Here is a 25,025-nt window from a genome sequence, read left to right as displayed (position 1 = left end):
TCATGAAAAGAGAAGAAATAGAAAAAATGCTGAAAGAAACAGGTGTAATCCAGGAAGGTCATTTTGTGCTGACTTCAGGCAGACATGCAAATATCTATATGCAGTGTGCAAAAGTACTACAATATCCAGAATATGCAGCAAAACTTGCTGGAGAAATAGCAGAAAAATGGAAAGATACTGAGATAGATGTTGTTATAGGGCCTGCATTAGGTGGAGTGGTACTCTCATATGCTGCTGCAGAACAGATTGGAGTCAGGTCACTTTTTAGTGAGAGAAAAAACGGCAGTATGCAGCTCAGAAGAGGGTTTGATATTAAAAAAGGAGAAAAAGTTTTAATTGTAGAAGATGTAGTCACAACAGGTGGGTCAGTAAAAGAAGTTATAGAATTGATGGAAGAAAAAAAGGCAGATATAGTAGGAATAAGCTCTATAATAGACAGAAGTTCTGGAAATGCAGATTTTAAATACCAGTTTAAGCCACTGCTTAAGGTAGATATAAAATCCTACAAGGCTAATGAGTGTGAACTCTGTCAAAAAGGAATTCCAGTGACAAGACCGGGAAGCAGAGCTTAAAAACTATATTATAATAAAAATTACTCAAATAAAGATCATAAAGATCAAATAATAAAATTAAAAAAGGGGGAGCTCCCCCTTTTTTAATCTAAGCCTTAAAAGAATTTGCCATTGTCAGATGTTCAATTTCAATATCGGAAAGAGCTCTAAATATCTGCTGAACTCTTAATTCAGGTGCTCTTCTGGCAGCTTTAAGATAAAAATCGATCGCTCTTTTTTCATGCTTATTTGCCTCTTCAAAGCGATCATAATCATTATCAGGAATATCCGGATCAGGAAGTTCATCAGTTTCAATACCCAGCATATCCTCCAGCAGCGAAGCATGTTCGGCTTCCTGTTTTTTAAGCCGCTTAAAAATAGATTCTGATACCTGATTTTCAGCAGCTTCTGCACATTTGCCGTAAAAAACCGTATTATCATTTTCCAGTTCAAGTGCATGTAAACAGTCTTTGCGGCTCTGTTCACTCATTTCTACAACACCATAATCAAGATAATGAGCAGCAGCTTTTAGATTTTCACCATCAGCACCACAGAAAGGACAGCGGTCAGCAGCTTCACTGCCGAAATATGTTTCTCCACAAATTTGACATCTCCACGGTTTAATAAAAATCACCTCCCCATCATTAGAAATTTAAATTAAAGACCATTTAAGATTTATTCCAAAATAAAGATCTTTAAAATATGTAAAATATTAAAGCAAATTAAAATAAAATATTCTTTATATAAAATATTCTCTGTAATATTTTATTATCCTGCTTTTTTTAAACTCTGAAAAAAATTTATTTTCAAAATTTATCTTTCTTAATTTTTTCTTAATAAATAAAAAATATTCAGATGAGCTAACTTCCAAATTACTTCATTTGCATTTTTATTGGAGAAATTGTATTATTATAAAGTAAGAAAAAAAAATATACAAGGGGGTGTAGAATATGCAGGAATATAATTTTATCCATTCATGTATTAGGGTAATGGATTTGGAAAAATCTCTTGATTTTTATAAAGGAGCCTTTAATTTAAAGGAGTCAAAAAGGAAAGATTTTCCGGAAGATAAATTTACACTTGTTTATCTAACAGATGCTGAAGAAAATTTTGAGCTGGAGCTAACCTATAATTATGATCAGGAAGAACCTTATACTATTGGAAACGGTTACAGCCATATAGCAGTATCTGTAGATGATCTGGAAACCTCTCACAAAGAGCACATAGAAGCAGGTTATAACGTGGGAGAACTGCGCAGCCTTTCTGATAGTTCTAGTGGCTATTATTTTATAACAGATCCTGATGGTTACAGAGTAGAAGTTATAGGTAAATAATTCACCATATTTGTGAGAAGGGAGAAAATCATGATTAAACTTATAGGTGTTGTAATTATATTAATCGGATTTATATTTAAATTAGATACAATAGCTGTAGTTTTAGCTGCTGGAATTGTGACAGGTCTTGTAGGAGGATTGAGTTTTAATGAGATCCTTTCTACCCTTGGTGAAGCATTTATAGCAAATAGATATATGTCTTTATTTTTAGTAACCTTACCTGTTATCGGTATACTGGAAAGATATGGTTTAAGAGAAAGAGCTGCCGAATTAATTAAAAGCATTAAGGCAGTAACTACCGGGAAAGTTTTAACAACATATATGCTGGTTAGAGAACTGGCAGCAGCTTTTTCACTGAGATTGGGTGGGCATGTTCAGTTTATCAGACCACTTGTCTATCCGATGGCAGAAGGTGCAGCAGAGATTAATTTTGAAGAAGTTGGAGAAGAAGAGCTTGAGATTATAAAAGGTTATTCTGCATCTGCAGAAAACTTTGGTAATTTCTTCGGACAGAATGTATTTATCGCCGCAGGTGGAGTTTTACTTATTGTTGGTACATTAAGTGAACTTGGAGTAGAGGTTACACCACTTGCTGTATCAAAATCATCTATTCCAATAGCAGTGACAGCATTTATATTTGCATTGATATATTACAGAATGCTGGACAGCAGATTATCCAAACGGCTTGCTGAAAAAGAGAACAAAACAGGAAGAGGTGATCAATAATGGGAGCAATTTTACTTGAAGGATTATATGTTATGGCCGGTCTGGTTTCTTTAGTCACTGCTTTTATGGCATTTAAAGATTCCAAACATCCCACAAGGATAGGAACAACTATTTTCTGGTCACTTCTTGCTTTAGTATTTATTGTTGGTAAATATGTGCCAGCTCAGCTGATTGGAGTAATTCTTTTAGTAATGGGAGTTCTGACAGCAACCAAACAGGTTAATTTTGGTTCACAGACAAATGCAGAAGAAAGTGTAAGAGAAGAGCGTTCAAAACAGTTTGGAAATAAACTTTTTGTTCCCGCAATGTCTATAGCGGTAATTGCTTTTGCAGTTGCACAGTTTACACCTTTAAGTGGACTTGTGGGGCTTGGTTTTGGTGCAATTACTGCAACTGTAATTGCACTGATGATGACAAAAGTAGAAGTAGGGTATATTGCATATGACGGCAGCAGACTCCTACAGCAGGTAGGTTCTGCAAGTATACTGCCTCAGCTTCTGGCAGCATTGGGTTCACTCTTTGCAGCTGCAGGAGTTGGAGAAGTAATTGCAGCAGGTATTTCTGGAGTTATTCCACAGGGTAATATACTGGCCGGAGTAGCAGCTTACTGTATTGGTATGGCAGTATTTACTATGATAATGGGTAATGCTTTTGCTGCTTTTGCTGTAATAACTGCCGGTATTGGTATGCCTTTTGTCTATTCTCAGGGAGCCGATCCTGCAGCAGCAGGTGCACTGGCTTTAACAGCCGGATATTGTGGAACACTGATGACTCCAATGGCAGCCAACTTTAACATTGTACCGGCAGCTATACTGGAAACAAAAAATAAGAATAGAGTAATAATCAGTCAGGTACCTTTTGGTATTGTTCTTCTGGCAGCTCACATTGTGCTCATGTATGTGATCGCTTTTTAACTAAAATCAAATAAAAAAACTAATTGTATAATTTAATTTGGAGGTGTTATTTTATGAAAGTACTAATGACAGCGTTTGATCCATTTGGTGGAGAATCAGTCAATCCAGCTTTTGAAGCAGTAAAACTTATGTCAGACAAAATTGCTGGTGCAGAAATTGTTAAACTTGAAGTTCCTACTGTTTTTCATAAATCAATAGAAAAAATGGAAAAAAAGATTGAAAATGAAGATCCGGATATTATAATATGTGTTGGTCAGGCAGGTGGAAGATTCAATATGACAGTAGAAAGAGTTGCTATCAATGTTGATGATGCCAGAATTCCTGACAATGAGAATAATCAGCCAATAGATGAAAAAATATTTGCAGATGGGAAAAACGCTTATTTTGCAAACATTCCTATAAAAGCAATAGTAAAAGAAATTAAAGATAATGACATTCCCGCTTCTGTTTCCAATAGTGCCGGTACATTTGTCTGCAATCATATTTTTTATGGTCTGATGTATTTAATAGATAAGAAATTCTCATATAAACGAGGAGGATTTATTCATGTACCATATATTCCTGCTCAGGTAGTGGGAAAGAAAAATCAGCCCAGTATGTCTGTTGATGATATAACTAAAGCTTTAGAACTGGCAGTAAAAGCATCTGTTGAAAATAAAGACGATATAAAAGAGATTGGTGGAGAAATAAGTTAAAAATTGGGAAAATAAGTTACATTGAACTGGTGTTTATTTGCCCCGGTTTTCCCGGGGCTTATTTATTACAAAAAGTAATATTACAAACAAACCAAGTAATATATATCATAAATTTATAAATTCTGCAGGTGAATTAAAATATGTCAAATATAATTTCCAGTAAAGAAATAATCCTATTTATTAAATCAATACCAATCGGGATGGCCAATACACTGCCTGGTGTAAGTGGAGGTACAATTGCACTTGTGGTAGGAATTTACCAAAAATTATTGGAAGCTGTAAAAAAATTCAGGTTTAAAACACTTATTCTGGTTGGTTCCGGGATGGCTTTGGGAATATATGTTGGGGCGAGTTTTATAAGTGAGTTTTATACTGCCAAACCTCTGCTGACAGCTTATTTTCTATTTGGCCTTGTCCTTACATCAGCCAGGACAACATATAAAAATATAGGCAGCTTAAAATTTTTAAATCTTTTTTTTATAGTGGCTGGACTTATTACTGCTCTGTATTTTTCAGCCGGAAGCAGCACACTTTTTTTGAGCAGCAGCAGATATATTTTGTTTTTTGTAGGAGGCTTTTTTGGCAGTATTGCCATGGTGCTGCCTGGAATCAGTGGGGGTACACTGCTTATTTTAATTGGACTGTACCAACCACTTCTAAATGCAGTTAACAGTTTGGATTTTTTGCTTATTGGAATCTACCTTACAGGTGTGGTAAGTGGGCTGATTTCTTTTGCCTGGGCTTTTTCCTTTTTACTGAACAAATTTAGAGCAAATATTATGTCACTTTTAACCGGACTTATAATTGGATCTTCAGCAGCTGTATTTCCAGAACAATTTGTGCTGGAAGGAGTTATATATTTCATTTTTGCTGTAGCTTTAATTATTTTGCTGGAAGTGTCTGCTAAAAAATTCAATTAATATTGATATAGAAGGTTTGAGATTTTTTATTTAAAATTAAAGTTTGCAATTAGTTCAATTTAAAATTGCAATTTAAGAATTTTTGTTTTTTTAAAAAGAGGTGGAAATATGGATTTTCATTATTATTCCTATCAGGATGATTTGTTCAAAAAAATATCTGATCAGACCGGAACATTATTTTTATTCGACAGCTACAGCAGCATGCAGCATATGCTGCAAAATTATTATAATCCTTCTTTTTTGCAGGGAAACAGTATTTTTATAACAATTGAAGAATTTAGAGAGAGAATTCTGGCAGATGATAGCATTTTGCTTAAAGAAGAAAAACTACCTATTTTGCTTTATTCTGTATTAACTGAAGAGGAGAAAGAAGAATTGAAAATCAGCAGTTATCAGGACATATATAGTTTCTCCTCTCAATTTTTTCGGTTTTTTAGGATGCTGGAAGAATATCAGGTAGAACAGCTGAAATCTCTGGCTGATTGGCAGCAGGAAAGATATACACTGTTGACCGGTATCAGGCAGCGTTTTGAACAAAAAATGAATAAATTAAACTGTAAAGATAAAACTATGCTTTATAGAAATGAAATTAATAATATAAATTTTATTAAAGATATGAAAAGGATAGTGTTTGTCAATACAGCTGAGTTCAGCCCACTTTTTAAAAAAACATTGAACTCTCTGCAGAAATACTGTAAAATTGAACTCCACCTCCAGCTTGAAGAAGAAGATTTTGATGAAAAAAATCTGCAGCTTAAACAGCTGAATTATCCAGCACTTAAAAATTTTCAGCAGAAGATAAAAATATATGAGAGTTCAGATGAGTTAAAAGAGCTGGCTGGGGTACTGAGTATTGAAGAAGGTGCTGATAATAGTACAGATATAATTGACTGCAGAGAAGAAAACTCTAATTTCAAAAATTTATTAAATTCCAGTATTGACTTTGCAGAGAGCAGAAGTATAAAAGATACGGCTCTTTATCATTTCTTAACTGCATTTTATGAAGTATATTTATCTGCTTTCAAAAAGGGAAATATCAAGTTAAATTTAAAATCAGTTTTAGATTTTGTTAACATTAAAATGAGTTCTAAAATTTTAGAATTGGAGGAAGATAGTTATTATAAGTTAGTTGATTTATATAATGATGATTATTTTTATCTTAATAGAGATATAATTGAGGCAGAAATACCTGTAATTTATCCACTTTTTGCTGCTGTTGAAAAGTTGAAATCTATTAGTTCACTTAAAGAGTTGACAGCATATATAACAAAAATTGTAGATTTTCCGCTGGAATCGAAATTTTTAGATCTCGAAGAAAAGTTTTTTGATACTGTTATAGAGTTAAATACAGCAGAAGATATGAATCTACACAAAAACTGGTATAAATATTTTGCTGATAAAGCTGGTGGATTTTTTAGGCTTTTTCTTGACTATTTAGGTTATAAATCTTTAAGAACAGAAAATGAAGATAGGGAAAATAGACTCAGCTGGTCCTACCTCAGCAGTTCACCAACAAAAAAAAGGGCCAGCCTTATTCTAACAGGCTGTACTCAGAGCAATATGTCGGTAAATAGCAGTGGTTTTTTCTTTTTAAATGAAAAACAGCTGTCTTTAAACAAGCTCCCCACCTCTGAAGATAAATATTTATTAAAAAAATACCGATTTTTACGTCATGTCTTTAATGCCGAAAAAGTCAGTATATTTACTATCAACAATAGAGAAGAAAACATATATCCTGCGTCTGTACTTGAAGAGTTAAAGATGAATTATGACATAGAGTTTAAACAAAATAAATTTAAAAATATTGATGAATCAGACCTGCTGAAAAACTTTTTTAACTTAAAAAATAGTGGAGATAATAATGATATAGAAAGTGATAAAGCAGATGGAGAAATACCACTTGTCCGGTCTGACTTTAGAGAACAGTTTTCTATTACTTTTTATAAATATAGTCAGCTGAAACGATGTTTTTACAGATTTTATCTGGAGCAGATACTTCACCTTCAGCCCGGCTTTAGTGGTGGTGATAATTCTCTTTCTTTCCTATCTCTGGGAATTCTTGTGCATCAATCTTTTTCTAATCTTACTGCAACTTTACTTGAAGGTAGTAATTTTAGCGAAAAGAAAGCTGAAGAAATAATTTTTGGAAATATAAAAAAACTTGAGTTAAAGATTGATGAGGATTTGAAACCATTTTATAAAAATATAATGACAAAAAAAATTGCTGAATCTTTTAAATTTTTCTGGAAAGAAATGAGTAATATCATGACAGATGAAAATACAGAAGTACTGATAGAATGGCCTTCCAAAACAGTAAATAGAGAAATATTTTTAAAGCTTATGGAAGTAGAATTTTATTTATCCGGAAGAATAGATCTGCTTCTTATGGGAGAGAATGCAGATCATATTATTGACTTTAAAACAGGTAGTGGAGATAAACTTCAGCTTGATTTTTACAATTTAATGTTGAGAGAAAACTCTGCTGATAAGGATATTTCTAAAAAATGCAAAAAAGCAATTTACAGTGTTTTTGAAAAAAAGTTTGATCTTTCTTATAGAAATAGAGAAGATGAACTGTTTTTAGAGATAAAAAAACTGCTGAAAGAACTTTTTGAGAAAAAAGAATTCAGCAGAATATCAAGTTATGACTGTGACAGATGTCCATATTATGATTTCTGCAGGGTGGATGATAAAATATGAAAAAAATTATAAAAGCAAGTGCAGGTACAGGTAAAACTTATAGACTTTCGCTTGAATATATAGCCTCACTTATTAAAGGTGTTGATTTTGAGGAAATTATAGTTCTTACATTTACCAAAAAAGCTACAGCTGAGATTAGAGAAAGAATTTTTCTCCACCTGGAGACAATAATAAGTGGTGGCCTAGAAAAGGAGCAGTTAGTTAATAATCTAAAAGGAATTTATCCTGATTTAGGAGTCAGCCGAAGCAAATTGAAGAAAATCCATAATAAAATGCTTTTAGAGCCAGAAAATGTACATGTTTATACAATCGATAGCTTCAGTAACCGGATATTTTCCCAGTCTATTGCTCCATATCTGGGAATTTATAATTATGAGATAATAGACGAAAATGAAAATAAGACATTTATTGACAATATACTGAGAAAAATATTAAATAATGAAAAATATTTCAGCAGGTTGGAAAAGTTTCTATCTCAGAATGCAGGCAGAAATCTCGAAAATTATTTTGAACTCATCAAATTAATTGTAGATAATTACTGGAAATTTATAATTGTAGACAATAAAGAAAAAGATAAAATTCCAGCAGAAGATTTAACCAAATCATTTGATGGGACAGTGGAAATATTAAAGGAAGCTGCTGCACAAAAAGGAGAAGAGCTGGGAAACAAATATTTTGTTTCCGGCAGCAGGCAGCTTTTAAATAGTTATTTAAACTGCCGTGATGAGGAAAAAAAACTTTCACTATTGTTAAAAAATAAAGATCTGTTATTTGATAAAACATACTGGAACGGTAATCAGCTGAAGGGCAGGAAAAAAGCCCATTTTAAAAAAGAATTAAATGACAAATTCCAGCTGTTCAGAAAAAATCTGGCCGCCCATATTTTTAATAATGAAGTAATTGATTTTGAAAAGGAACTTTTTTCATCTGCAGAGCTGATATTAAAACTCTATGATGAAGAAAAATTTAAAAGTCAAAAGTTTACACATGCTGATATAAGCAGCTATACATATAAATATCTCTTTGATCCTGAATTAGATCTGATCAATGATGGTGAAATTAGCGAATATTTTATAGATCTGCTGGACAGTGATTTTAAAGCACTATTTATTGATGAATTTCAGGATACCAGTATTCTGCAGTGGAAAATACTAAAACCTCTGATTGATGGGGCGGTGCATTTTATAGCAGTTGGTGACGAAAAACAGTCTATATACGGCTGGCGAGGTGGAGAAAAAAAACTTTTTGCTGATTTGGAAAATATTATTGATGGCGAGGTAGAAACACTGTCAGACTGCTACAGAAGTGATAGATGTATTATTGAGCTGGTAAATCGATTTTTTTCCAGCATAGATGCTGGAAATTGGGAATATAGGGATGTAAATTCAATTTCAGATTCTTATGGCCACAGCAGCATGATAGTTGGAGGTAGTTCTGCAGAATATGATACTACTACCAAAAAATTTGAAAATCTGGCAGAAGAAAAGCAGAAAGAAATAGAAAAAATGAATAATTTTATTATTACAGATCTACCTGGGGAAATTGCCAGAAAGATAAAAAATGATTATACTAATTATGGAGATATAGCAGTGCTGGCCAGGACTGGGAATGATCTGGCAGAAATTGCAGCCGGGCTGAAAAAATTTGACATACCATATATTTTAGAAAATAGAAGCAGTATGCTTGAGCATCCAGTTATTAAATCATTTTACAGTTTTTTAAAATTCTCTTTTTCAAAAGATATATTTGAGTTATTAAAATATTTAAGAAGTGATCTTGTTGGTTTAAAACAGCAGGATATGAAAACTATTTTTAATAATCTTAATCAAATTCGTACTTTCTTTTTTCAGGATGAGGAAAAAAGGGAATTTAAACTGCAGAATGAAAAAATAAAATCAATATTTTTTGAAATTAGAAATATAATAAATAGTGATTACATTTCTATAATTTCTTACCTTTATCAGAAACTGGAGGACAGAAGTCAGTCTGACCCAGTAACTTTAAAAAATATATATTCTTTTTACAAAATACTGAACTCTTTTACTTCAATAAGAGAACTTCTGAATTATCTGGAGAAAAATAAAGAAAGTGATTTACTAAAACAGGAAAAGGTTAAAAGCAGCAGTGCTGTTAATTTAATGACAATTCATAAAGCAAAAGGACTTTCAATACCTGTAGAATTTTTTTACTGGAAACCCGGCAAACGCGGAAACAGCAGTAGTGACAGGCTGGAATTTTATCTGGACTTTGATGATAAATTTTCTAAAGTTAATAAATATTTATTTACAAAAGGTGATTATCTTAAGATACTTGATTGGCTTAATTTTGATTTTAAATCAAGACAGGAAACAAAAGAACTGATGGAAGAGATTAACAATGTATATGTTGCTCTGACAAGGGCAGAAAAAGATTTGAATATATATATAGAAACTCCCCGAAAACTTATTCCACATAAAAATTTGATGTGGGAGGGAAGTAATTATGATTTTTATGAAAAAGCAGTTATTAATTCTGCCTGTGCAGATAAGCTAGTTGATCTGATTAAGTATTCATCCTGGGGAGAGCCAGAAAAAACAGAACAGGAATCTTCAGCTGATAAAATATTTATTTCTGATATGAGCAGATATTTTCTGAAGGATAAAAAAGCTTCTCAAAAAACTTCCAGCAGCAGTTTTAAAGATAAAAACAGATTTAAATTGGCTGAAAATAGGATTAGAGGACTGGCGCTTCACTATTATCTGGAAAACATATATTATGGAGAAAAGGAAGAAAAAAAAGAAGCCAGAAATCTGCTTACAGCTAAATTTGTAAATATAATTGGCTCATCTGTTTTAAGAGAAATTATAGAAGCTGCAGATTTGTTTATAGATAATAATCCTGAACTCTTTTCCAGGGAGTGGACAGTTTATACAGAATATCTGCTTAAAAGTGGTAAACAGAGTTTTCGCATAGACCGTCTGCTGGTTGATAAAAAAAGTAAACAGATTAAAATAATTGATTTTAAAAGTGGTTTTTATAGAGAACAGGAACAGCTTATAAAATATAAGACGCTTATAAAGGAAATTGTGGGTTCTGAGTGGAATATAGAAGCAGAATTTATTGATATTTAATCTTTTTTTCTTATCTTTTCTGTCTATAAAAATTTGGAAGAAAAAGAAGTTGAAATCCCCGGCTGGGCTTCAATAGATAAGTCATTAAAAAAGATAATAGAACAGGCCGAAAAAAATTATAAAAAACTGCAGAGGAATGATTATTATGGGTATTTTAAGTGGACTGCTGGGTAATGCATCAGAAGTAGATGTAGAAAAGGTGGAGGACAATCTGGAAAAGATATTAATTGAAGATGAAAAACTGGTCAAAGCTTTTAAAGTTTTAAGAGATCTGATGGTTTTTACAGATCTGCGTTTAATTCTTGTTGATAAGCAGGGAATGACAGGCAAAAAAATGGAATATCATACTATTCCTTATGAGAGCATCAGGCATTTTAGTGTTGAATCTACTGGACATTTTGATATGGAAGCAGAACTTAAGATATGGACGGCAGGGGCATCTGAACCTATAATCCGCAATTTTAAAAAAGGAGAACACATTTTTTCTGTACAGAGAACTCTGGCTGAGATGAAGCTTAAAAATTATGATTTAAATAGGTTTTGAGATGAATATATTGATAAAAAATATGAATAAATTAAATTAATTATTGAGGCAGCAGAAATGTTTATTAGAACAAACACTATAAAGCTGTAATCAAATTAATTTGATCGGAAAGAGAATTAATTGTTAAACATTTTATAGAAAAAAACTGGTAAAAGAGAGAAAATAAATTTTAAAGAGATGGGGTGGTAAAAATGAAATTAGTTTTATTGAGACATGGAGAAAGTGAATGGAATCTTGCTAATAAATTTACCGGCTGGATAGATGTTGATTTAAGTAAACAGGGTGTAAAAGAAGCTGAAGCAGCAGGCAGACTTTTAAAAGAAGAAGGTTACAAATTTGATATAGCCTACACATCTTATTTAAAGAGAGCAATAAAAACCTTAAATATAGTGCTGGATATCATGGATTTACACTGGATTCCTGTAATCAAGTCATGGAGGTTAAATGAGCGTCACTATGGGGCTCTGCAGGGTTTGAACAAGGCAGAGACAGCCAAAAAAGAAGGGGAAGAACAGGTTCATATCTGGAGGCGGAGTTTTGACACTCCACCACCTGCCTTAAGCAAAGATGATCCCAGACATCCCGGTCATGAAGAAAAATACAGTAATTTATCTGAAGACGAACTGCCGGCAGCAGAAAGTTTAAAAATGACAATTGACAGAGTTTTACCGTACTGGCAGGAAGAAATTGTCCCAAAAATTAAATCCGGCAAAAAACTAATCATTTCAGCTCATGGAAACAGCCTTAGGGCACTTGTAAAACATCTTGATGGTATTTCTGATGAGGAAATCAGCAGCCTTAATATTCCAACAGGAAGACCGCTGATTTATGAGTTTGATGATCAGATGAATGTTCTGGATAAGTATTATCTTGGTGATAAGGAAACGATAGAAAGAGAAATGGAAAAAGTAAAAAATCAGGCAAAAAAATAATTCTAATCTAATTTTAATCATCATTTAATTAGTTTTTAATATTTTTCTGCTATACTTAGTCTGAAGTTGTTTGTTCAGTAAAGTTTTTTGTGAATTATAATCAACTTAAAATTAAACAAAAGGTAGGTGCTAAAGATGGTCAAGTTTTTAAGAAATAAAAAGAGTATAATTAAGAAAACAATTATTTCTGCAGTGCTTGTAATGTTTATTCTGTCCTCATTGTCTGCAGTATTATATGCACAGGATAAAAATAATATCATAGTAAACAACCATTTTGCTGATATTGCAGAAAAGGTAGATAATGGCGTTGTAAAAGTTACTTCTACAGTTGAAACAGCAGGGAGTCAGGAGCTTCCACATATATTTAATGATCCATACTTTAGATTCTTTTTTGGTGATAAACTGCCGCTTCCGGAACAGCAGCCCAGAAAAAGACAGGGATTTGGTTCAGGTTTTATAGTATCTGAAGACGGATATATTGTTACTAATCAGCATGTAATAGACGGTGCTGATAAAGTAGAGGTTTCAATAAATGGAATAGAAGAACCTTTAAAAGCTGAGATTGTCTGGTCGGATTTTAGTCTTGATCTTGCTGTTTTAAAGGTAGATACAGATGCAGATCTAACACCAATTAAACTTGGTGATTCCGAAAAAATACGTCCCGGAGAATGGGCAATTGCCATAGGTAATCCCTTTGGATTTGAACATACAGTGACAGTTGGTGTAATTAGTGCACTTGGTAGGCCGATTCAGATACCAACAAATGATAGACAGGTTAGAACTTATCAGAATTTAATACAGCTTGATGCTGCAATTAATCCCGGTAACAGTGGTGGACCCCTGCTCAATATTAATGGAGAAGTCATTGGAATTAATACAGCAGTAAGTGCTGTAGGACAGGGGATTGGTTTTGCAATACCTATTAATGAAATTAAAGGTATTGTAGATCAGCTAAAAACAAAAGGACAGGTAACACAGCCGTGGCTTGGTATTGCATTTAGTGAAATCAGTAAAGATATGCAGGATTATTTCAGACTGGAAAACAGAGAAGGAGTTATTGTTATTGAAGTTTATCCTGACAGTCCTGCAGAAAAAGCTGGTTTAAAACCTTATGATATAATTAAAGAAATTGATGAGAAAAAAATTAAATCAACTTCTGATGTTGCAGATATAATACAAAATAAAGAAGTCAATGACAGAATAATGATTAAAGTTATTAGAAATGGAAGTCCAAAAATTATATTTGCTCGGATCGGAAACAAACCAAATGATATAAACCGCTAAAATAGGTTATATAAAAATAAATAAATTATGATGTTTTAAATAAACACAATTTATAAAAATAGATTCTAAAAAATCATTTTACAATCAAATAAAAGATATATAAATGCTGTCAATAAATATAGTGACTATAAAAAAATGGTTATTATAAAGAATGATTTAACAGGGGCTCAGAAATGAGCCCATCTTTTTTTATTTTAAATTACTCCATATTATTGGTATAATATATTAGATAGGCAAAAGAGGTGAAATAATGGCTCAGAAAATACTAATTATAGAAGACGATACACAGATCGCAAGGTTTATAGAGCTCGAGCTGGAACATGAAGGATATTCAGTAAAAAAAACAGACAGTGGTCTGGAAGGGATCAGGCTTATCAGAGAAGAATTGTTTAATTTAGTGCTGCTGGATTTAATGCTGCCGGAAATAGATGGGATAGAAGTCTGCAGTAGAATCAGAAATTTTTCTGAGATACCAATAATAATGATTACAGCACGCTCAGAGCTGGATGATAAAATAAAAGGTCTTGACACAGGAGCTGATGATTATCTAACAAAACCCTTTGCTATTGAAGAACTTTTGGCCAGAATCAGAGCACTGATGAGGAGAAATGCAGATGAGAAAGAGGGAGATGATAATCTGCTTCAGGTTTCTGATCTTACAATTGATAAATCAAGACATATTGTAAAAAGATCTGGAGAACAGATAGAACTCACAAAAAAGGAATATGACCTGCTCACATACCTTATGGAAAACAGAGATATAGTTTTATCCAGAGAAAAACTTCTTAATAATGTCTGGGGTTATAATTACACCGGAGAGACAAATATTGTAGATGTTTATATAAGGTATCTGCGGTCCAAAATAGATGAGCCTTTTTCCGACAGGTTAATACATACAGTCCGCGGTGTTGGGTATGTTTTGAGAGAGAATAAAAATGTTTAATTTTTTTAAAGAACGCGGAAAATTGTCCTGGAAGATTACAGTAGTCTACACCCTGATGTTTATACTTGTCATTTTGCTTGTAAATGCAGCTGTTTATCTATTTTTATCAAATTTTATAGCAAACAGTATAGAAAACAGCATCAGCAATACTGGAGAATTTGTCATGTCACAGATAAAGGGGATAGATGGTTCAATAAATGTTTTTGATGCAGAAATTCTTCAGGAGATCAGCCGAAGTGAGGGAAATATATTTTTTAGAGTGCTGAACAGTAGAGCTGAGATTACAGCACAGTCAAAATATCTGGAAAATATGGAGATTCCGTTAAACAGAGAACTAACAGAATTCAGCATCAGCGGCCGAAATCTTGCTGTAAAAACTATTGATTTAAATCAGTCATTTTTTTTTAATGGATATATTCAGATCGTAAGAGATATTACTTTTGAAAAAAACTTTTTGGATGTTCTCATAATTGTTCTGACTGCTGCCGGATTTATCGGCACACTTGCCTCTCTTATAGTTGGCTATATAACTACCAAAAGAATGCTTAATCCCATTAAAAAAATCACAGAAACAGCCCGCGAAATTAGCCTTAGTGATCTTGGAAAAAGACTTTCTGTTACAGGTGCTGATGACGAACTACAGCAGCTGGCAGAAACCTTTAATACAATGCTGGGAAGGCTGGAAAAATCTTTTAAAAGAGAAAAACAATTTATTTCGGATGCTTCACATGAACTGCGCACACCACTATCTGTTATTAGAGGTTATATAAACCTGCTGGATAGATGGGGTAAAGAGAAAAAAGAAGTGCGAGATGAAGCAATTACAGCCATTAAAAATGAAGTTGAAGGAATGAATCATCTGCTGGAAAATCTTCTTTTTCTGGCTAGAGGTGATGATTCGCGGTTTAATCGAGAAGAAGAATTGTTTTCTTTTTCTGAACTGCTTTTAGAAATTGTAAAAGAAATCAAGCTTGTTAATAAAGAAATCAGAATTGACTTTAATATAGAAGATGAAGTGGAATTTTATGGAGACAGAAAGCTTTTTAAACAGCTGATTAGAATTTTTGTGGAAAACAGTATTAATTTTACAGATAAAGATGGTCAAATAAATATTCTGCTCAAAAAGGAAAAAACAGAAAACAAAAACATGGTAAAGATTATAGTAGAAGACAATGGGCGCGGTATACCTGAACAAGATCTGCCGCATATTTTCGAAAGATTTTATCAGGCCGATAAGTCGAGAAGCCGCCAAAAGAACAGTTCTGGACTGGGCCTTGCGATTGCAAAACAGATTGTAGATAGTTATGATGGAAAAATAAAAGTTGAGAGTGAAATATCAGAGGGAACTAAAATTGAGGTACTGCTGCCGTTTAAATCCAGCAGAATTTCAGTTTAATCAGCTAAAAAAATTTAATGATACCGGGAGATGATTAGTTTGAGTAAAAAAAAATCGATATTTCTTTTAGATGGGCACAGTCTGGCACATAGAGCTTTTTATGCACTGCCGCTACTTACCAATGATAAAGGGGAATATACAAATGCTGTGTTTGGTTTTGTAAGGATGTTATTTAGTTTGATAGATGAATGGAATCCGGACAGGTTGGTTGTTGCCTTTGACCGCAAAGAACCAACATTTAGACATGAAGAATATGATGATTATAAAGCAAATCGAAAAAAAATGCCTGATGAACTGGTCACACAGATAAAACTTCTTCAGGAGACACTGGATATACTAAAAATACCTATGATTTCAAAAGAAGGATATGAAGCCGATGATCTGCTTGGAACAATGGCCAAAGATGCCGAAAGAGCAGGTTATCAGGTATATATAGTAACAGGAGATAGAGATGCACTTCAGCTTGTTTCTGATAATATTAGGGTAATGTATACCCGCAGAGGAATTTCTGACATAGTGCTGTATGATATTGAAAAGATAAAAGAAAAATACGAAATACAGCCGGGAAAATTGATAGATATGAAGGGCCTTATGGGAGATAGTTCTGACAATATTCCGGGAGTACCGGGTATTGGTGAGAAAACTGCCATTAAGCTTTTAAAACAGTTTAATTCTATAGAAGAAATTTTGAACAATATAGACAAAGTTTCAGGAAAAAAACGTAAAGAAAATCTGGAAGAATATGCAGATCAGGCCAGAATGAGCTACCGGCTGGCTGAAATAAAGACCAATGTTCCTGTAGAAATGGATTTCTCCAGCTGTAAACTAAATCTTCAAGATGACCGGAAAGCAGCCGAACATTTTAAAAAGCTTGGCTTTAACAGTCTGCTGTCTCGTTTTGAATATAAAGAAAAACTGGATATTGATCAGCTTGATATAGAAACAGCTTCTGCTTCAGATATGAACTCCTTTTTTGAAATGATACTTGAGGAAGAGGGAGAAATTGCGTTATCAGTTAAAAGAGAAGCAGGCAGCAGTGCACGTAATGGATTAATAAAAGAAATAATAATTAGTCTATCAGATGGGAAAACCAGAAGAATTAAAATAGATGAAGATGATCTCCCTGATAAATTAAAAGAAATACTGGAATCTAAAAAAATAGATAAGCTCTTTTTTTCTGCAAAAGAAGGTTCATTATCCCTTATGTCATATGAAGTTATTGTAAATGGTCTTGTTTTTGAACCACTGCTGGCAGCATATCTGCTTCAGCCATCAGCTACACTACCTGATCTTGACGAAATATTCAGCAGAGAACTTAATATTTCGCTGGCAGAGCTGGACGAAGTAGAGAAAGAAGCTTTAAAAACCGCAAAATTATTTGAGTTAAAAGAAATCTATCTAGAAAAACTAAAGGAAAACTCTCTGCTGGAGCTCTACACTGAAATAGAACTGCCTCTGATTAAAATTCTGGCTCTTCTGGAGTACAATGGTGTTAAAGTTGATAAAAAATGGCTGCAAAAACTATCACAAAAGCTGGAAAAGAGGCTGAAAATAATAACAGATAAAGTATATGAGCTGGCAGGTGAAGAGTTTAATTTGAATTCACCCAAACAGCTTGGAGAAATACTGTTCCAAAAACTGGGACTTCCAGTTATAAAAAGGACAAAAACAGGTTATTCTACCAATGCAGATGTTCTGTCACAGCTGGAAGACAAGCATCCAATAATCCCACTTATAACAGAATATAGACAGCTTGCAAAACTAAAATCAACATATATTGATTCTCTGCCAGCACTGATAAATGAGGAAACAGGTAAAATTCACACAAGCTACAATCAAATGGTGACAGCAACAGGTCGTCTGAGCAGTACAGATCCCAATCTGCAGAATATCCCCATTAGGACAGAAGAAGGACGAGAAATCAGAAAGGCATTTCTTCCTTCGGAAGACGATATGCTGCTGCTTGCAGCAGATTATTCGCAGATTGAGCTCCGGGTTTTTGCTCATCTCAGTGGAGATCAAAGACTTAAAGAAGCTTTCAGTAAAGGTAGGGATATTCACACAGAAACAGCTGCTGAAATATTTGAAGTAAATAGTGAAGAGGTTTCTCCAAATATGAGGCGGCATGCAAAAGTAATTAATTTTGGTATAGCATATGGTATGAGTGCTTATGGGCTGAGCCAGGATCTTGATATTCCTGTGGAAGAAGCACAGGATTATATAGATAAATATTTTGAGGAGTTTTCTGGAGTAAAAGAATATATGGATAAAAGTATTAAAGAGGCTCAGGAAAAAGGCTATGTTAAAACACTTTTTAATAGAAGAAGATATATCCCAGAAATAAACAGTAAAAACTATCACAGGAGATCATTTGCAGAAAGAACAGCAATTAATACTCCGGTTCAGGGAACAGCAGCAGATATAATGAAAAAAGCCATGATCGATGTGTATGAAGCTCTTAAAGATAAAGAGCTAAAAGTAAATATACTGCTTCAGGTTCATGATGAGCTAGTATTTGAAGTAGCAGAATCTGATCTTAAAGAAGCTGCCTGTTTAATTAAAGAAAAGATGGAAAATACCTGTAAACTGGATGTACCGCTTATTGTTGATCTGCAGATAGGAAAAAACTGGCGGGATAAAGAAGATTATGAGGTGGACTGCAGTGCCTGAACTACCAGAAGTAGAAACTATAGTTAAAGGTTTGAGACCACTTATAAAAGATCGATATATAACAGATATAACAATCAGTGAGAAAAAAATAATTGCTCATCCTGCGGCAGATGAATTTAAAAACGAAGCTGTCGGTCGGAAGATTGTAGATATAACCAGAAGAGGCAAGTATATTATCATTGAACTGGAAAATGATAAAGAAATGATTATCCATCTCCGGATGACAGGTAAACTGCTTGTTAAACAGTGCGAAAAATTTCGAGATAAACATACACATGTAGTTTTTCATCTCGATAATGGACAGGAGCTTAGATTTAATAATATAAGAAAATTCGGCAGGATTTATTTGATCGATAAAGATCAGCCGGGAAAAGCCGGAGGTTATGCTGAACTGGGGCCAGAACCTCTCTCTGATGATCTGAGTCTGGATGATTTTAAAGAAATGTTCAAAAACAGGCGTGGTGTTATAAAATCACTGCTTATGAATCAAAAATTTATTGCTGGAATAGGTAATATCTATGCAGATGAAATTTTGTTTAGATCCGGTATAGATCCGGAGAGAAAGGCTGATACACTGACAGAGCCAGAAATAGAAAAAATCTACCGCAGTATGAGAGAAATACTAAAAAAAGGTATCATATATGGAGGGACCACTTTTAGTGATTATGTAAATGCATTTGGGGAAAAGGGTTCATTTCAGGAAGAACTGCAGATATATCAGAAAGCAGGGGAAAAATGCTGCAGATGTGGCAGCACAATTAAGAAAAAAAAGGTTGGCGGGAGAGGCAGCTATTACTGTCCCAACTGTCAGAAGTAAATTATTTTCACAGGAGTGAATAAGATGATAATTGGTCTTACAGGTGGAATTGCTTCCGGCAAATCGACAGCTGCAGAATATTTGTCCACCAAAAATGCTGAAATAGTTGATGCAGATAAAATTTCACATCAGATTACAGCAAAAGGAGAAAAAGGCTGGGAGCAGATAAAAAATAAATTTGGAGAAGGAATTTTAAAAGAAGATGGAGAAATAGACCGCAGAAAGCTGGGAAATATTATTTTCAGCTGTAGAGAAAAAAAAGAACTATTAGAATCTATATTACATCCCCTTATTATTTCAGAAATGAAAAATAAAGCAGAAAAAATTATTTCTCATGGAAAAATAGTAATTTTTATGGCTCCACTGCTATATGAAACCGGTCTTGACAGCTACTGTGATAAAGTCTGGGTGATTAATACTGAGCGCAAAAAGCAGATAGAGAGGATCAAAAAAAGAGATAATCTTACTGTTTCAGAAGCTGAAAGCAGAATCAATTCTCAGCTTCCTCTGAAGGAAAAGATTAAGAAGGCAGATACTGTTATTGACAACAACAGCAGTATCAGCGATTTGAAGGAAAAACTGGATTATTACTGGGAAAAGGAGGTGGATTTAAATGACAAGAATAGCTTTAATAGCCCATGATAAAAAGAAAAAAGATATTATAAATTTTGCTAAAAAACATAAAAAGATTCTCGAAAAAATGGATTTAATAGCCACCGGTACAACAGGTAAAAGGCTGATCGATGAAGTCGGTTTGAACATTGAAAGGATGGCTTCTGGTCCCCTGGGGGGAGATCAGATGATAGGAGCAGAAATTGCCAAAGAAAGACTGGATGGTGTAATATTTTTGCGGGATCCGCTGACTGCTCAGCCGCATGAGCCGGATGTTAGTGCACTGCTTAGAGTCTGTGATGTGCATGCAGTTCCCCTTGCAACAAATTTATCTACTGCAGAAATGATCATTAATTCACTTGCTGAAAAAAATATCTAATCAACCTCTGGGAGGAAAGGTTTTGTATATAAGCAAATATGTCAAATCAAATATAATATCACTTGTACTACTTGCTGTCTGTATTTTATTGTTATTTTCACAGCCATATTATTTTAAATTGTATTTTCAGCCTATTAAATACAGAGAAATTATCTCTAAAGAAGCTGAAACCAGCTCCGTTGATTCCGATCTACTGGCTGCACTTATATTTGTAGAAAGCGGTTTTAATTCAGATGCTCTATCCAGCCGTGGTGCTGTGGGCCTGATGCAGATAATGCCCGAGACAGCAGGATGGATAGCGGAACAAAAAGATTTAGAAAATTTTGTTGTTTCTGATCTTTATAATCCCAAAATTAATATTGAGTTTGGAAGCTGGTATTTTGCTCATTTATTGGAAAAATTTGATAATAAATTAAATTTGGCACTGGCTGCATATAATGCTGGACAGGGCAATGTCAGTAAATGGATAGAATCCGGCTGGGATGGAAAAATGGGGGAAGAGTACAGTGTTCCGTTTGAAGAAACAGATGATTTTATACGTAAAGTACTAAAAACAAGAAGTTTTTATCAAAAATTTAATAAAATAAAATGAAGAAAATTCCTGCTGGTGCCAATCTTGACAATATTTAATATACATAATATAATTAATTCATATACTTTTAGCTAGATTACTTGAATAAAGTTGAGTTATCCAACTTTTATTGGCCTTTTTTGGAGGGGGAGTATCATACAAAAGGAAATATTGAGAAATCTTTTTCTGTATGTACCAATAAGGTACCCAGCAGAGTATTTAAAATTTAAGAGGAGGAAAGTATTTTATGAAAAAAAAATTAATTAGCATTATATTGACTGCTGTTCTGATTGTTGGACTTTCTGCAGCTGTAATGGCTGAAACAGATAAATATGGTGGTGTATGGAAGGATGCACTGCAGAGTAATCCACCCCAGATGGATCCGGCACAGTCTACAGACACCAAATCTGCAGAAATGATATATCAGCTTTTTGAAACATTAGTTGAATATGATTCAGAAGGAAATATAAAACCACTGCTTGCAGAATCCTGGGATATTAGTGAAGATGCTCAAACCTATACATTTCATTTGAGAAAAGGAGTTCACTTTCATGCAGAAACAGAAGGTGGAACCCCAACTGCTAATGGAGGCCGTGAAGTAACAGCTGAAGACTGGGTATGGACATTTAATCACATTACTTCTCCAGAAACAAAATCACCACGTGCATATTTTATTGATATGATTAAAGGGTATGATGCATATCGTAATGGTGAAACAGATAAGCTGGCTGGTGTTAGAGCAGTTGATAAATATACCCTTGAAGTTGAACTGGAAAAACCTTTTGCACCTTTTTTAGGTACACTTGCATATAATACTTTTGTTGTAATGCCAAAAGAGGATGTTAATAAGTGGGGAGAAGACTGGAACTTTCATCCAGTTGGGACTGGTGCATTTAAATTTGAATCATGGGAACAGGATTCAGTTGTTAGAATGTCCAGAAATGATAATTACTGGATGAAAGATGAAGATGGTAATCAGCTGCCTTATTTGGAGGCTCTAGAATTCCGTATTATTCCTGATTATACAATGATGTGGGAAGAATTCCAGATTGGAAATATTTATCAAACATATGTTGATGATCCTTTCTATCTTGATGCTAAAGAAAACTATCCTGATACATTCTTTGAACTACCACAGCTTGGAACATACTACTATGGTATGAATGTGGAAAAAGAGCCTTTTGATGATAAGCGTGTGCGCCAGGCTATGAATTATGCTATCAATCGTGAAATGATGATTGAACTGGTTCAGAATGGAAGGAATACACCTGCTAAAGGTATTATCCCCCCCACCATGTTTGGATATAATGAGGAATTAGAAGGATATAGTTATAATCCAGATAAAGCCAGAGCACTGCTGGCAGAAGCTGGATATCAAGATGGATTTGAAGTAACACTTCAGTATAATACTTCAAAAGGACATAAACGTGTGGCCGAAGCACTGCAGGCTCAGTACAGACAGGTTGGAATAGATGTAAAACTTCAGAATTTAGACTGGGGAAGCCATCTTGATTCTGTTGAGCGTGGAGAAGCTGCATTCTTTAGAATGGGCTGGGTGGCTGATTATAATGATCCTGATAACTTCCTGTATGTTCTTCTGCATTCCGATAATATTGGTCCAGAAGGAAATTATGCACGATTCAGCAATGAAAGGTTTGATACATTAACTGAGTATGCCCGTCTTGAAACAGATCCAGAAAAACGCAAACAGGCATATCAGCAGGCAGAAAAAATAGCAGTTGAAGAAGCACCATGGGTATTTATTTATCACTATACAACTCACTCACTGGTACAGCCATATGTCAACAATTATGAGCTGCCGGCCTTTGGTCAGCATGCCAATCTATTTAGAGATGTGTGGATTAGTAAGTAATCTAGCGTGAAAATTAAATAATATATTCAGGGCAGATTTTGGTTCCCATTAATGGGAACCAAAATTATGCCTTTTTTATCAGTATATATTTAATTTTGATTAATAAATTTATATTTACTACAATAGGAAAGGAAAATGGAGGTTTTTACTGATGTTTGCATATTTTATTAGGAGGACACTAGGGGTCATTCCGGTTATTCTTGGAGTAATATTAGTTGTTTTTATATTAACAACTATTGTACCTGGTGATCCGGCCAGGATAATGATGGGCCAGAGAGGTGATCCAGAAACACTGAAGTTGATCCGAAAAGAGATGGGTCTGGATGAACCAACACATGTTCAGCTGGTTAAATTCTATAAAGATGTTTTTACATTAAATCTGGGGAGATCTTATAGAAATAATATGACAGTTATAGAATCAATAAAAAGCCGGCTTCCTGTTACAGCAACACTTGCTATTGGAGCTATGATTATAGCTGTTGTTTTAGGAGTTTCGATTGGTATATATTCTGCAACCCATCAATATACGTGGCAGGATTATCTGAGTATGATTTTTTCCCTGCTGGGAATAGCCTCACCTGTATATTTTGTAGGATTAATTATGGTTATTATATTTGCTCGAAAATTGGGCTGGGTGCCCGGCACTGGACTTGGGAATGGAGAATGGATTTATTATGTACTTCCAATTTTAACTCTTGGGGTCAGACCAATGGCACTTATAGTTAGATTAACCAGGTCTACTATGCTGGAAGTTGTTCATCAGGATTATGTAAAAACTGCCCGTGCAAAAGGATTAAAAGAAAAAGCAGTAATTTATAAACATGCATTAAAAAATGCTCTTATTCCTGTTATTACAATTATAGGCCTGCAGACTGCCAGCCTTTTAAGTGGTGTAATGCTTACTGAAACTATTTATTCTCTGCCTGGACTGGGCAGACTTTCTATTCAGGCTGTTACAAATAGAGATTTTCCAATAATAAGAGGGGTAGTATTATTCATGGCTCTAGTATTTGTGCTGGCAAATCTATTAGTTGATCTATCATATGGATTTTTTGATCCAAGGATCAGGTATGAATAATAACTGCTTAATTAATCTATTTAACAAAATGATAGGAGGTCCAATATTTTGAGTGATAAAAATTTAAATAAAAAAAGCAATTTAAAAAGTGAAGGATTAAAAGAAACTTCTGATACATTATTAAAGGATTCATGGAGAAAATTAAAGCGAAATAAACTTGCATTAGTGGGTATGAGTATAGTAATATTATTTATAATAGTTGCTATTTTAGCTCCATATTTAACTCCATATGATCCAGTGGAACAGCTGATATGGACAGAAGGGGCAGCTGTAAAGCTAGCTCCACCGTCTGCTGACCACCTATTTGGAACAGATTTATATGGAAGAGATATTTTAACACGGGTTATTTATGGTGCTCGTATCTCACTGCAGATATCTATTGCTGCCATGTCAATTTCTGTTTTAATCGGTATTATTTTGGGTACACTTGCCGGTTATTATGGTGGGATAATAGATGATATAATAAGCTGGATTATCAATGTTTTATATGCATTTCCATTTCTGCTGTTTGTTATTGCAATTGTGGCTTTTTTCCCACCCAGCTTAATTTTAACTTTTTCCGCTATTAGTCTTGTTTACTGGATGTCTATTGCTAGAGTTGTAAGAGGGCAGGTTCTCTCAATTAAAGAAAAGGAATTTGTTGAAGCTGCTCGTGCACTTGGTGTTAAAGATTGGAAGATAATGTTCAAACATATTTTGCCTAATATTATTGCTCCTGTAATTGTCCAGGCAACACTTGGTATGGGAAGTATTATTATGATTGAGGCGTCATTAACATATCTTGGATTTGGAACACAGCCTCCTACTCCCAGCTGGGGATATATGATTTCTGCGGGCCAGGGATATCTGGCACAGGGGCAGTGGTGGTGGGGAGTATTTCCGGCCATTGCTATTATTTTAACAGTGCTTGGATTCAATCTTTTCGGTGATGGACTCCGAGATGCTCTTGATCCAAAAAGTAGGTAGAAGTTTAGAA

General features: G+C 34.1%; 22 protein-coding genes. 21 read left to right on the top strand and 1 reads right to left on the bottom strand.

Going from position 1 to position 25,025, the window contains the following annotated elements:
* Nucleotides 1–2 precede the first annotated feature (2 nt).
* On the top strand, nt 3–572 hold the full coding sequence (gene pyrE / locus DER71_RS01485) for an orotate phosphoribosyltransferase (protein ID WP_114457765.1): 570 nt from the start codon (nt 3–5) through the stop codon (nt 570–572).
* A gap of 88 nt (nt 573–660) precedes the next feature.
* Here the strand turns inward: pyrE and DER71_RS01480 are convergent, their stop codons facing one another.
* Complete coding sequence (locus DER71_RS01480; protein WP_199505554.1) at nt 661–1,185, bottom strand: rubredoxin-like domain-containing protein; 525 nt, start codon at nt 1,183–1,185, stop codon at nt 661–663.
* A 316-nt stretch (nt 1,186–1,501) separates the two neighbouring features.
* Here DER71_RS01480 and DER71_RS01475 point away from each other — a divergent pair, with 316 nt between their 5' ends.
* The 20 genes from DER71_RS01475 (at nt 1,502) to DER71_RS01380 (ending at nt 25,015) form a co-directional block, all read left to right on the top strand.
* The gene (locus DER71_RS01475) at nt 1,502–1,885 is read left to right on the top strand and encodes a VOC family protein (protein ID WP_114457764.1); all 384 of its coding nucleotides are present in this window, start codon (nt 1,502–1,504) and stop codon (nt 1,883–1,885) included.
* A 30-nt stretch (nt 1,886–1,915) separates the two neighbouring features.
* The gene (locus tag DER71_RS01470; protein WP_114457763.1) at nt 1,916–2,611 is read left to right on the top strand and encodes a DUF969 domain-containing protein; all 696 of its coding nucleotides are present in this window, start codon (nt 1,916–1,918) and stop codon (nt 2,609–2,611) included.
* On the top strand, nt 2,611–3,525 hold the full coding sequence (locus DER71_RS01465; protein ID WP_114457762.1) for a DUF979 domain-containing protein: 915 nt from the start codon (nt 2,611–2,613) through the stop codon (nt 3,523–3,525). The genes DER71_RS01470 and DER71_RS01465 overlap by 1 nt, the downstream gene beginning before the upstream one ends.
* Before the next feature lie 53 nt (nt 3,526–3,578).
* A complete protein-coding gene (gene pcp, locus DER71_RS01460; protein WP_114474212.1) occupies nt 3,579–4,220 on the top strand; it encodes a pyroglutamyl-peptidase I in 642 nt (213 codons plus the stop codon).
* Between the two features lie 140 nt (nt 4,221–4,360).
* On the top strand, nt 4,361–5,140 hold the full coding sequence (locus DER71_RS01455; RefSeq protein WP_114474211.1) for a DUF368 domain-containing protein: 780 nt from the start codon (nt 4,361–4,363) through the stop codon (nt 5,138–5,140).
* 108 nt (nt 5,141–5,248) lie between these two features.
* On the top strand, nt 5,249–7,840 hold the full coding sequence (locus DER71_RS01450) for a PD-(D/E)XK nuclease family protein (RefSeq protein WP_114457759.1): 2,592 nt from the start codon (nt 5,249–5,251) through the stop codon (nt 7,838–7,840).
* Nucleotides 7,837–10,950, top strand: a complete 3,114-nt coding sequence (locus DER71_RS01445) for an exodeoxyribonuclease V subunit beta (protein WP_114457758.1) — start codon at nt 7,837–7,839, stop codon at nt 10,948–10,950. The genes DER71_RS01450 and DER71_RS01445 overlap by 4 nt, the downstream gene beginning before the upstream one ends.
* 145 nt (nt 10,951–11,095) lie before the next feature.
* The gene (locus DER71_RS01440) at nt 11,096–11,494 is read left to right on the top strand and encodes a PH domain-containing protein (protein ID WP_114474210.1); all 399 of its coding nucleotides are present in this window, start codon (nt 11,096–11,098) and stop codon (nt 11,492–11,494) included.
* A 191-nt stretch (nt 11,495–11,685) separates the two neighbouring features.
* Nucleotides 11,686–12,426 (top strand): 2,3-diphosphoglycerate-dependent phosphoglycerate mutase, encoded by a 741-nt coding sequence (gene gpmA, locus DER71_RS01435; RefSeq protein ID WP_114457756.1) that lies wholly within the window; start codon nt 11,686–11,688, stop codon nt 12,424–12,426.
* 135 nt (nt 12,427–12,561) lie between these two features.
* The gene (locus DER71_RS01430; RefSeq protein ID WP_114457755.1) at nt 12,562–13,710 is read left to right on the top strand and encodes a S1C family serine protease; all 1,149 of its coding nucleotides are present in this window, start codon (nt 12,562–12,564) and stop codon (nt 13,708–13,710) included.
* 250 nt (nt 13,711–13,960) lie between these two features.
* Complete coding sequence (locus DER71_RS01425) at nt 13,961–14,653, top strand: response regulator transcription factor (protein ID WP_114457754.1); 693 nt, start codon at nt 13,961–13,963, stop codon at nt 14,651–14,653.
* A complete protein-coding gene (locus tag DER71_RS01420) occupies nt 14,646–16,049 on the top strand; it encodes a cell wall metabolism sensor histidine kinase WalK (RefSeq protein ID WP_114457753.1) in 1,404 nt (467 codons plus the stop codon). The genes DER71_RS01425 and DER71_RS01420 overlap by 8 nt, the downstream gene beginning before the upstream one ends.
* Nucleotides 16,050–16,088: 39 nt before the next feature.
* Nucleotides 16,089–18,719, top strand: coding sequence for a DNA polymerase I (gene polA / locus DER71_RS01415; protein ID WP_369834922.1), 2,631 nt, complete (start codon nt 16,089–16,091; stop codon nt 18,717–18,719).
* On the top strand, nt 18,712–19,536 hold the full coding sequence (gene mutM, locus DER71_RS01410) for a bifunctional DNA-formamidopyrimidine glycosylase/DNA-(apurinic or apyrimidinic site) lyase (protein WP_114457751.1): 825 nt from the start codon (nt 18,712–18,714) through the stop codon (nt 19,534–19,536). Before polA ends, mutM begins: the two co-directional genes overlap by 8 nt.
* A 24-nt stretch (nt 19,537–19,560) precedes the next feature.
* Complete coding sequence (coaE, locus tag DER71_RS01405) at nt 19,561–20,178, top strand: dephospho-CoA kinase (RefSeq protein WP_114457750.1); 618 nt, start codon at nt 19,561–19,563, stop codon at nt 20,176–20,178.
* The gene (mgsA, locus tag DER71_RS01400; protein WP_114457749.1) at nt 20,150–20,527 is read left to right on the top strand and encodes a methylglyoxal synthase; all 378 of its coding nucleotides are present in this window, start codon (nt 20,150–20,152) and stop codon (nt 20,525–20,527) included. The genes coaE and mgsA overlap by 29 nt, the downstream gene beginning before the upstream one ends.
* Before the next feature lie 22 nt (nt 20,528–20,549).
* Complete coding sequence (locus tag DER71_RS01395; protein ID WP_114457748.1) at nt 20,550–21,119, top strand: lytic transglycosylase domain-containing protein; 570 nt, start codon at nt 20,550–20,552, stop codon at nt 21,117–21,119.
* 226 nt (nt 21,120–21,345) lie between these two features.
* Complete coding sequence (locus DER71_RS01390) at nt 21,346–22,971, top strand: ABC transporter substrate-binding protein (protein WP_114457747.1); 1,626 nt, start codon at nt 21,346–21,348, stop codon at nt 22,969–22,971.
* Nucleotides 22,972–23,122: 151 nt separating this feature from the next.
* Entirely contained in the window at nt 23,123–24,049 is a 927-nt protein-coding gene (locus DER71_RS01385; protein ID WP_114457746.1) for an ABC transporter permease, read from the top strand.
* Nucleotides 24,050–24,097: 48 nt separating this feature from the next.
* Nucleotides 24,098–25,015, top strand: a complete 918-nt coding sequence (locus DER71_RS01380; protein ID WP_199505553.1) for an ABC transporter permease — start codon at nt 24,098–24,100, stop codon at nt 25,013–25,015.
* The last annotated feature ends 10 nt before the right edge of the window (nt 25,016–25,025 follow it).

It is taken from the genome of Halanaerobium sp. DL-01 (assembly GCF_003338615.1).
Classification (GTDB): Bacteria; Bacillota; Halanaerobiia; order Halanaerobiales; family Halanaerobiaceae; genus QPJE01.
This window is presented reverse-complemented; position numbering and strand designations above follow the sequence as displayed.